This is a genomic window from Candidatus Binatia bacterium (assembly GCA_023150935.1).
Classification (GTDB): domain Bacteria; phylum Desulfobacterota; class Binatia; order HRBIN30; family HRBIN30; genus JAKLJW01.
The window spans coordinates 1-9,627 of record JAKLJW010000073.1 but is presented as its reverse complement, the minus strand read 5'-3'; the positions used below and the strand labels follow the sequence as shown (position 1 = coordinate 9,627).

Genomic DNA, 9,627 nt, shown 5'->3' with positions numbered 1-9,627 from the left:
TTGCCCGTCCGCCGGCGGAGCCCCCGGATACTTGCCGGACGATTGCGTGCCGGCCTGAAGCTGAGTTGCAGGCGTGACCGAGCGGTAAGCCGGTTGCTGGTGCATGCGGCTCGACCTCGAGCCGACACTATCGAACGAGGAGGTCAACGAATGGCTTCCGACCTGATTCCGGTGGTGCAAAAGTCGTACGACCTCTGCGCTGGCCTGTACACATATGTGAATAGTTGTCCCCGCGCGCAGCGCGGGCTGCTGGGCCGCGTCATGCTCGAAGATGCGCTACAGAAGCCTGCCGGCGCGCCGGACACGCCGCGTGACGAAGAGGCCGAGCGACCTGTCGCAGGTGGCCAATCGGGCCGATGCGCCAATTCGGACAATTTCGTGGGATGTCGATGAGCGCGATGTGCGCGGAGCACGCGACCGGAACCGACGACGGTCAGGTCTCGACGTGCCAGCGACGGAGTCGGCCAAATTGGCGCATCGGCCGCACACTCTTACAAGCCTCTCGTGCTCACGCCTTTCTCGCGGCAAACAGGTTGCGGCGGTGTCCCGGCATCCCTCCCGGCATCCCCGCGCGTGACATGCCTGCTCCTCGCCCCGAGTCGAGTCTCGACCCCAATTCTAAGCGATTGCTACACCACCAAGCCAGATGTCCGCGTGTCGAGGTCATCTCTCGCTGGTAACGCACGATTCGTGCTAGGGTGTCTGCGGAGTCGATCATGTCGGAGCTGGATGTCGCCAGAGAGCAGATCGCGTATCTCAAGTTCTGGCTCGGTGTTATGGTCGTCACGGACATCAGCCTGTTCGGGTGGCTGATCTAGAACGCGGCCACCACGACGCGCCAGCTGCTCGTCGGCGCTTGTGTCGCTGTGATTGCCATTACTGCCGGGATCGCGCTTCTGCATCGGCGGATCGAACGACAGATACAAGCTCTGCGAGGGTTGTAGCGATGGAAACCGTGATTGCCATTCTTCTGGTTGCCGTGTCGCTTGTGTTTCTGGCAGTCGCAGTGGATGCGACACGCTATCCCAAGTGACTGGACCGAATCGTGGCCATGCTGACCAAGCTCGGTCGGCGTGGCCACACGGACGTAGAGGACCCTGCCGGCGATGCCGCGGCAGGCGGGGCGATCGGTGGGACACCCAGTCGCGTCGGAGCGTGGGGTGTCCAGCCCCCCTCCTCCAAACGCACCCCGCATTCCCAGCCCGAGCCCCTGCCCGGTTTGGCCTGACGTCTGGGCAGGGGCTCGGGTGATCCCTGACCCCGGGCGGAGGGTGTTGGCTGGACACCCATACCGTCGAGGTCCTTGCATCCTCCGAATAGCGATGCGGGTGTCCGCCATCCGCCAACCCCACTGTCAATTCGACAGATCCCCGGCGGTGTAGTAGCCAGCGCACCGATGCGTACCGTTATGTGGCTGGGACGCGTGGTCATCCTCGCCGCGGTTGCGGCGCCTGCCGGACCGCGCTCGGGCTGGCCCGCCGAGGGAGGACCTCCCATGGAGTCAGTGCAGATCGTCGCCGAGGACTATCGCGGCTGGCCGAACACCTACCGGCTGAGCAACGGCGTCGTCGAGGTGCGCGTCGTTACCGATATCGGTCCGCGCATCATCGACGTGCGCCGCGCCGGCGGACCGAACCTGCTCTACGTTCGCCAGAGCGAGGTGGGAAAAAGCGGCGAGCCCGACTGGGTCTTTCGCGGCGGTTGGCGCCTGTGGGTCGCGCCCGAACGTCGCGAGACGACCTACGATCCCGACAACGCGCCCTGCTTCGTTGCCGTCCTCGAAGACGGCGTCAGAGTGACCGGTCCAACTCAGCCGACCGCCGGTATCCGCAAGCAGGTCGAAGTGCGCCTCAACCCCGGCGAGCCGCGCGTGTCGGTGCGTTCCTCCATCAAGAACGTCTCCGACACCAGCCGCACCTACGCCGCCTGGAGCTTGCCTGTGCTGCGTCCCGGCGGCCGCGCCTTCGTCCCGCTCGACAAGGGACCACTCGACTCGTTCGATGCGGTGCGGCGGCTGATCCTGTGGAGCTACACCGATCCCACTGACCCGCGTTACCTGATCGGGGACAGGCTCATCCGGATCGATCACGCGAAGGTGACCACAGCCCCGCCGTCCTCTACCGGCCGCCGCCGCGACGAGAGCAAGATCGGCGTCGACTCGACTCAGGGCTGGGCGGCCTACCTGCTCGATGGCACCTTGTTCCTCGAACGCTTCCCCTATGCGCCGGGCGCCCAGTACCCGGACGGTGGCGCCACCATCGAGGTGTACTCGAGCGCCGAGTTCCTGGAATTGGAACATCTCGGGCCGCTGACAACCATCGAACCCGGCGGAGAGCTGGTCTTTCCGGAGGACTGGTGGTTGTTTCCAGACGTCGCCATTCCCACCGATGAAGCCGGCGCGATCGAGGCGTTGGATCGCTACGTCCGTCAGGGGGCTGGGCCTGTCTGATTTTCGATTTCCGAGTTTGCGCGCACCGTGCGAAGAAATCTTCAGGCCATGGAGCGGCTGTGCCCCTCGATACGGAGCCCAGGGGAAGGGCTCCTACTCGGGGCGAACGGGCTGGTTGTTCGCTCTGGGTTGCGGGCGCCAGCCCGCGCCAGGAAGAGGGGGTTCGACTCGGGCGCCTCGCTTATGCTGGCCGGGTCCCCCGAACCGCTCAGCCGCCCGCCTCCCACTTACGCCACTGCTCCACGTACTCGTCGACGTTGTCGCGAGTAACCACGTCCATTCCCGAGTACTGGTACGGGTTGCTCGGCCGCTGCCCGTCGCGCAATCCCTTCAGCAGCCGCACCGACTCCTCACCCCAGCCGAAGTACTTTTGCCCCACCAGCAACTGCACCTTGCCTGCCCGCAAGATGTCCGGCGCCGGCGGAATCGTGTCGAACGCCACGACCTTGGTTCGGGCCGGGTCAACCGGGTCGAGCGCGTTGCGCACGAAGACCGGCCACCCGCCGACCGACAGCCAACCGTCGAGGTCCGGGTACCGCTGCGTCGCCGACGCAATCACCTCGGCGACTCGTACCGCGTCGTCCCGCACGTCGAACACCTCGACCACATCAATGCCCGGGTGCTTCGCCAATGCTCCGCGCGCACCGTCGAGCCGCTTCTGCAGATTGTCGGCACCGACCGAGGTGATGACCGATACACGACCCTTCCCGCCAAGCATGCGGGCCAGACCCTCGCCGAGCGCTGCCCCGGCCTCGACGTCATTGACGCCGTAAAACACCTGCCGTTTGCTGCGCGGCGCGTCGGAATCCCACGTTACCACCGGAATGCCGCTATCCACCGCGCGATCGATCGCGTCGGTCAGCAGGTCGCCGTTCAGGCACGAGATCGCAATGCCGTCCACCCGCTGCGCGATGAACGACTCGAGGATCTCCTTCTGCCTGATCTCGTCCGTGCTCTCCGGCCCACGCCAGACGATCTCGATGCCGCCGATCTGCTTCGCCGCCCTCGCCGCCCCGATCCTTGCGTACTCGAACACAGGAATGTGCAACGCCTTCGGGATGAAAGCGAACCGCAGGTTGCGCGGCCCCTCCGCCGGCGGCGAGCATCCCCAGAGCGAGAGCGCCAGGAACACCGCCGCTACCCGCACCACGATTCGGTAATCGGCACCCATCCTTCTCACCTTCACCTATCCGCCCTTGTCGCGACGCGATCCAGCACGACAATAACCAGCACTGCCACGCCGACGATCAGTCGGTCCATGAACGTTCCGCCCGGAATCTGTGCCAGCCCGTTGCGCAACACACCGAAGATCAGCGAGCCGATGACCGCCCCTACCACCGAGGCCCGCCCTCCGGACAGCGATGCCCCGCCGACGACCGCGGCGGCGATCACGTCAAGCTCATAGCCGGCCGCGAGGTCGGCCTTGCCCTGTCCTTGAACCACTGCGAGCACCACGCCCGCCAACGCTGACAAAGTGCCGCCGGTAACGTACACGAATGCCTTCACCCGGCCGACGTGGATACCCGCGTACCGCGCCGCGAGCTCGTTACCGCCGGTCGCAAGGACATGCCGGCCGAGGGCGGTATGCGCCAGCACGACGTGAAACACCGCCGCGAGGCCGATCATGATCACGCCCGGCCATATCGACAGCGAGATGCCGAGGGGCGCGAAATCCGCGGGCAGCCTTTGCGACAGGTCATAGAAGCGACCCTCGGTGACGAGCAGAGCGATGCCGCGAGCGATGCCCATTATGCCCAGAGTCGCGATAAACGGCGGCAAGCGCACAGCGACCACGAGCACGGTTGTCATCGCGCCGGCGAGCAATCCCATGCCGAGGCCCGCACCGACGGCGAGCACGAGGGGCCATTGTTCGACGACGAAGACGTGTCCGCAGACAACGGCCGCCAGCGCAATCACAGCCCCCGGGGCGAGATCGATGCCACCCGTCCCGATGGTCAGCGCCGCGCCGATCGCGCAGATGCCATAGATACTCGAATACTTCAGGATGAGCGCCAGGTTCGCGGCGTTCAGAAAGGTGTGTGACTCACCCGCCGGCGGTGCGAGGATGATCGCGAAGACCATGACCTCGAGGACCAGAATGAGCGCGGCGCTCCATCCCGAGACGAGATGCGTCACGGCCCAGGGCCGGCGCGGTGCAGTCATTTCCATGGGAGCGTTGTCGTACCGGCGATGAGGGCGACGAGTTGCTCCTCGGTGGCCGCGACGCGTTCGACGACGCCGACCATGCGCCCGCCGCGCATGGCGTAGATGCGATCGCAGAGGTGCATGAGCTCGGGGAGGTCGCTGGATGCCAGCAGTACGCCGGTTCCGGCGTCGGCCAGGCGAAACACGAGGTCGTGAATGTCCGCCTTCGCTCCGACGTCGACACCCGCGGTCGGCTCGTCGAGCAGGAGCAGTTCCGGCTGGCGGCGCAATGCACGGGCGATCAGAACCTTCTGCTGGTTGCCCCCGGACAGCGTCGCGATGGGCGCATCCACATCCGCGGCCTTGATCTGCAGTTCGCCCATCCAGTGCCGGGTGAGGTCCCGTTCGCGGTTCGGCCGCAGCCACCATCCTGTCGCCGGCAGGCAGACGTTCTCGCGCAGGCAAAGTGTGGTGACGATGCCCTTCGCGCCGCGATCCTCGGGTACCACTCCCACGGTCGGCGTCGGTTCGCGAGAGGCCGCATGCGCCGAGAGATCGCGAGCGACGGCTCCGATCAGACGGCTGCGGCCGGCGCCGACGAGCCCGGCGAGTCCAACGATCTCGCCGCTTCGGACCTCGAGCGCCGGCGCGTGGGCGTCGCCATGCGCGAGGCCTCCTATGTGGAGGACCACGGCTCCGGGCCGGGGCACCCGTGGCCGCGTCGGTGGCAAATCGCGCCCGACCATGCGCCGCAGAAGGACTCCGGTGTCGATGTCGGCGACGGGATCGGTGGAGACGTGGCGGCCGTCGCGGAGCACCGTGACCCGGTCGGCGAGCGCCAACACTTCCTCGATGCGATGGCTTACATAGACGATGCCCGTGCCCTGGGTGCGCAGTATACGGAGCGCGCCGAACAGCGCGTCGGTTTCGGCCCTTCCGAGGATCGCGGTCGGTTCGTCGAGCAGAAGCAAGCCGGGCCGCGCGTCGACGGCGCGCGCAAGTTGCACCTGTTTGCGCTGCGGCGGCGTCAGGCTGGCCAGCCGCGCTACCGGGTCGGCGGGACACCCGAGCTGCTGCAGCACGCGCCGAGCGCCGGTGTGCATGGCTCGACGACGCAGCAGGCCCCACGGCGTCCGCTGTTCGCGTCCCATGTACACCCACTCGGCCACGGTGCGGTCGAGAGGTAACTCGATATCCTGAGGTGCCCACGACCACGTCAGGCCGGGATACCGTGTCACCGTTCCGCGTGTCGGGGCGCTGATGCCGGCAATGACTCGCAGCAGAGTCGACTTGCCGGCACCGTTCTCACCGACGAGCGCGTGTACCTCGCCTGCGGTAAAGGCAAGGGCCACCTCTTCGAGCGCGCGGGTCGCGCCGAAGGCGACCGTCAGGCGCTCCGTCCGCAGCAGGACATCACCGCTCACGGGCGACCTGTAGCATGTACGGAGCTCCGGAAGCGACGACACACCGCCGCCAGGCGCGGTGCCGCCCCTACGCGAGGTCGCGTGCACCTGAATGTTGTGCTACCGCGCTGACCGGGATAACCCTTGAACTCCGCCGTGCCTCGATACGTGCCTGAACCCTTGGACACGCCGATTGAGAAGACATCGGCTGCTCAGGGTGCGCGGGTTGTTCCGACGGTGCTACTCGGCACGAACGGAAGCAGTTTGTCGTCTGGAAACATCCCCGTTCGCCCGAGTAGGCCCTGTCTTCTCAAGGGCCGTATCGAGGGGCCGCGTCAGAATCATGAATAATCCGCGCTAACGAGGTTGATGATGGTTGCGAAAGAACTTCTCTGGCGCGGGATCGGCAAAGCTGTGCTGGTTGCCTGCGCCGCGTGGCTCGCTGCCTGCGGTAGCGGTGACGGGCCGGACCTGATCTTTCACGGTGGCCGGGTGCTCACGCTTGGTGCCGGCGATGCGGTCGCGGAAGCGGTTGCGGTACGCGACGGTCGGATTTCCGCCGTCGGCAAGGCGAGCGAGATCCTTGGGCTGAGGACGTCGCGCACCGAGGTGCGGGACCTCAAAGGTCGCACGCTTGCGCCGGGTTTCATCGCCGCCCGCGAGCATCCGACGCTGTCATCCGTGTTCGGCGGGGTCGTCGACGTCAGCGGCTTCACGCGTCGGAGCAATGCCGAGGTCTGGGACGCTCTGCGGCAGGGAGTCGCGGCGACGCCGAAAGGAGAGTGGGTCTTCGCCAAAGGCATCGCCCCGATCCTCGTGCCCGACCTGCAGATGCCGGCGCGCGCCAGCCTCGACGGGTGGGTCCTGATCGCCCGGTCGTTGTCGTGCCGCAGACCATGCACTCGTTCTGGGCCAACTCGAAAGCCTTTGCCGCGGTTGGCATAACTCGCGACACGCCGGACCCCGGCAGCAGTGACAGCCGCGGTTTGCTCTTATGCGTACCGTCGGGGGAGAGGGGACGATGAGTTTGTGAAAGAATCTCCCGGCAAGGCGCCGATCCCGTTCACCCCGAGTGGCGGCCCTTCTCTCGGGCCGCGTATCGAGGGGCGTTTTGCGAGGCGGATCAGCCGCGTGGCGTCCCTCGATACGCGCCCTGAAACAACGGGCACTACTCGGGACGAACGGTGTGGCGATCCGTCGTGTGATTCTTTCACAAACTCGATGTGCCCAACCCCGTTCCCAAACCAACCAGGCGTCCGCCCAGGCACCGCGTCGCTCGAACGGGGCCGTTGCGTTGTGCGCGCCCACAGCGAATGGTAATTCTATGGTATGAAAACCACCATTGATAAGACAGGCCGCGTGGTCATCCCGGCTTCCGTCCGAACGCGCATCGGTCTCCAGCCCGGCACCGAGCTCGAGGTGCTCGTCGAGGATTCTGCCATCCGTCTGGTACGTACGGCCCCGGGCCCCCGAGTCGAGCGTGTAGGCAAGCGGCTCGTCGCGCGACCGACGGTGGACACGCGCAAGCTTCCGAAAGTCAACGTCGCGCAACTCGTGGAGGATGAGCGGAACCGATGGCCCTGGTAGGCCCGGTGTTTCTCGACACCACCGTTCTGGTCGCGGGCCTGATCGACATGGGCGATGTTTCCGTTGCGCCGCAGGCGGCACTGACGGCGATTGCCGGCGGGCGCGTCAAGCATCCGCAGACGGCATGGCACTGCTGTCTCGAATTCTACTCCGTGTCCACCCGCCTGCCCCCCGAGCTACGCCTCCGACCGGCGGATGCGGTCCGGTTGCTCGACGAGGAGGTGCTTGCCCGGTTTGAAGTCGTCGACCTGCCCAGCAAAGAGCGTAAGCGCTTGCTGCGCGACGCCGCGAGCGACGGGATCGCCGGCGGGCGCGTCTACGACCTGCACATCGCCGAAGTGGCGCGGGCACACGGCGCGCGCCTGGTCGTTACCGAAAACCGGCGCCACTTTTCGTCGCTGCTGCGGTACGACATCCGGGTCTGGGGAACCGAGGAGTTCGTGGCCGAGTGTGGCCCCTGATGTCGACGTCCCCAACTACGACCCCGACGGATCCGGAGAATTTCCGCCCCGCGGGGAACTCGCTGCAAGGGAAATGCCGAACAAGACGCTCGACCAGACCGGCGCCACGGGGCCGAGCTGCCAGCCGGGCAGCGTTCCGGTTGCACGCGGTCCGCGCAAGCAGGTGGCGGGCGTGTCCCGCAAGCAGGGGCGTGCTTCTTCCCGGGGTGGGTGTCTCACCGATCCCCGCCGACACCACCGTGGCAGGGCAACTTGACCGGAATGACCAGATGACTGCTACTTTCCGCGAATGGCGAAGACGTATCCCATTTACGAGGCGAAGGCGAAGCTGAGCGCGATCCTGCGGGAGGTCAAGCGCGGACGGTTGGTTACTATCTCCGAGCGGGGCGAGCCGATCGCGGTGATCGCGCCGGTCAAACGGGATCGTGATCTCGAATCGCGATTGCTGGAACTCGAGCGGGCCGGTGCGATCCAGCGGGCGTCCGCTCCGCTGACCCAGATCCGCCCAATCTGCCGCAGGTCGGGGGCCGTGCGGAGGTTCCTGGAGACGCGCGAGTGACCATCGCGTATCTCGACACATCCTTACTTACTGTCGACCCTCTTCAATGAGCCAGGGGCCCGCACGCTCCGTGCGCTCCTGGGCAGGTTTGAACGTGTGTTCTCAGCCGATCTCCTGGTGGCAGAGACCCTGGCGGCGGCAACGCGCGAGAACTTGGGAGTGGACGCCGTCGACCCCACCCTCAAAACGATCTCCCTGCTGTTTCCCGACCGCACATTGACCCCGAAGTTCCGCGAGGTCCTGGCGCGAGGATATTTGCGGGGTGCCGATCTCTGGCACCTGGCAACGGCGATGTTTCTCGCCGGACCGGATCGGCCGCAGGTTGCCTTTCTCTCGCGCGACAGCGCGCCACGAGCGATGGCCGGCCGTCTCGGGTTTCCAACGCCATAGGTACGATACCTCGCCAGGCCGCGGTGGCGTCGGTCCGGGCAAGCGTCGTTGGCCAGCGCCGCCGAGGCGGCCTCTTCTCCGTACTCGTACACGGCCGCTTCCTCGTAGGCGTCCAACCGCTCGTGGTTCAATTTCATCGCTGCGTGCCCTCAGTCCGTGTGCGAGTCCGTGTACCGCTTCGCTGCGTACGTGTACGGAGTGGAAGCCGAACGCCGAAGCTGACCAGCCGGTGCCGGATCGGAACGCTGCCCGGCTGGCCGCTCAGCCGCGTGGCGCCGTTGTGTCCGTGCTCGTACTCGTTCACGTACTCGTACACGGCCACACCTCGTAGACGTCCAATTGCTCGCGGTCCAACTTCATCGCTGCGTGTCCCTGCGTGTCCGGCATCCGTGACGAATTCACTTGACAATGTACGGGAAGTGCAGAGCAGTTTGCCGCATGCGGCAAGGGGGGGCTTCGGCGAGCGGACCATGACGAGCGGGTAACCCCGCTCCGCACGGGCCGGCTACCGGGACACAGCGAGTCGCCGATGGCTTGCGGTGTGGCACGATTCTATCACGCACGCACGCACGCACGCACGCACGCACGCACGCAATTCTACCTGCTGCCTGAGCGGCGCGGGCCGCGGCCCGC

Annotated in this window: 9 protein-coding genes; 6 read left to right on the top strand and 3 right to left on the bottom strand. The window is 66.3% G+C overall.

The features are described from left to right. Window positions 1-150: 150 nt before the first annotated feature. Window positions 151-393: a hypothetical protein gene (locus L6Q96_22530; protein ID MCK6557327.1), complete on the top strand. Its 243-nt coding sequence runs from the start codon at window positions 151-153 to the stop codon at window positions 391-393. Window positions 394-1,396: 1,003 nt separating this feature from the next. Further along, complete coding sequence (locus L6Q96_22525) at window positions 1,397-2,449, top strand: DUF4380 domain-containing protein (protein MCK6557326.1); 1,053 nt, start codon at window positions 1,397-1,399, stop codon at window positions 2,447-2,449. Window positions 2,450-2,657: 208 nt separating this feature from the next. On the opposite strand, the gene L6Q96_22520 is transcribed toward L6Q96_22525, so the two are convergent. The 3 genes from L6Q96_22520 to L6Q96_22510 are packed head-to-tail and all read right to left on the bottom strand — an operon-like array spanning window position 2,658 to window position 6,018. After that, a complete protein-coding gene (locus tag L6Q96_22520) occupies window positions 2,658-3,620 on the bottom strand; it encodes a sugar-binding protein (protein MCK6557325.1) in 963 nt (320 codons plus the stop codon). An 11-nt stretch (window positions 3,621-3,631) separates the two neighbouring features. After that, on the bottom strand, window positions 3,632-4,618 hold the full coding sequence (locus L6Q96_22515; protein MCK6557324.1) for an ABC transporter permease: 987 nt from the start codon (window positions 4,616-4,618) through the stop codon (window positions 3,632-3,634). Next, window positions 4,609-6,018, bottom strand: coding sequence for a sugar ABC transporter ATP-binding protein (locus tag L6Q96_22510; protein MCK6557323.1), 1,410 nt, complete (start codon window positions 6,016-6,018; stop codon window positions 4,609-4,611). The genes L6Q96_22515 and L6Q96_22510 overlap by 10 nt, the downstream gene beginning before the upstream one ends. 348 nt (window positions 6,019-6,366) lie before the next feature. Here L6Q96_22510 and L6Q96_22505 point away from each other — a divergent pair, with 348 nt between their 5' ends. From L6Q96_22505 to L6Q96_22490, 4 genes are all read left to right on the top strand, one after another. Next, on the top strand, window positions 6,367-6,942 hold the full coding sequence (locus L6Q96_22505; protein ID MCK6557322.1) for a hypothetical protein: 576 nt from the start codon (window positions 6,367-6,369) through the stop codon (window positions 6,940-6,942). A gap of 629 nt (window positions 6,943-7,571) precedes the next feature. Next, window positions 7,572-8,045, top strand: coding sequence for a PIN domain-containing protein (locus L6Q96_22500; protein MCK6557321.1), 474 nt, complete (start codon window positions 7,572-7,574; stop codon window positions 8,043-8,045). A 289-nt stretch (window positions 8,046-8,334) separates the two neighbouring features. Beyond that, entirely contained in the window at window positions 8,335-8,604 is a 270-nt protein-coding gene (locus tag L6Q96_22495) for a type II toxin-antitoxin system prevent-host-death family antitoxin (GenBank protein MCK6557320.1), read from the top strand. A 78-nt stretch (window positions 8,605-8,682) separates the two neighbouring features. Beyond that, complete coding sequence (locus L6Q96_22490; GenBank protein MCK6557319.1) at window positions 8,683-8,994, top strand: hypothetical protein; 312 nt, start codon at window positions 8,683-8,685, stop codon at window positions 8,992-8,994. The last annotated feature ends 633 nt before the right edge of the window (window positions 8,995-9,627 follow it).

What these genes read in the sequence shown, in the direction of transcription:
- L6Q96_22515 (MCK6557324.1), bottom strand. Translation starts at nt 4,618, where the DNA reads ATGGAAATGACTGCACCGCGCCGGCCCTGGGCCGTGACGCATCTCGTC.
- L6Q96_22500 (MCK6557321.1), top strand. Translation starts at nt 7,572, where the DNA reads ATGGCCCTGGTAGGCCCGGTGTTTCTCGACACCACCGTTCTGGTCGCG.
- L6Q96_22505 (MCK6557322.1), top strand. Translation starts at nt 6,367, where the DNA reads ATGATGGTTGCGAAAGAACTTCTCTGGCGCGGGATCGGCAAAGCTGTG.
- L6Q96_22520 (MCK6557325.1), bottom strand. Translation starts at nt 3,620, where the DNA reads ATGGGTGCCGATTACCGAATCGTGGTGCGGGTAGCGGCGGTGTTCCTG.
- L6Q96_22525 (MCK6557326.1), top strand. Translation starts at nt 1,397, where the DNA reads ATGCGTACCGTTATGTGGCTGGGACGCGTGGTCATCCTCGCCGCGGTT.
- L6Q96_22530 (MCK6557327.1), top strand. Translation starts at nt 151, where the DNA reads ATGGCTTCCGACCTGATTCCGGTGGTGCAAAAGTCGTACGACCTCTGC.
- L6Q96_22495 (MCK6557320.1), top strand. Translation starts at nt 8,335, where the DNA reads ATGGCGAAGACGTATCCCATTTACGAGGCGAAGGCGAAGCTGAGCGCG.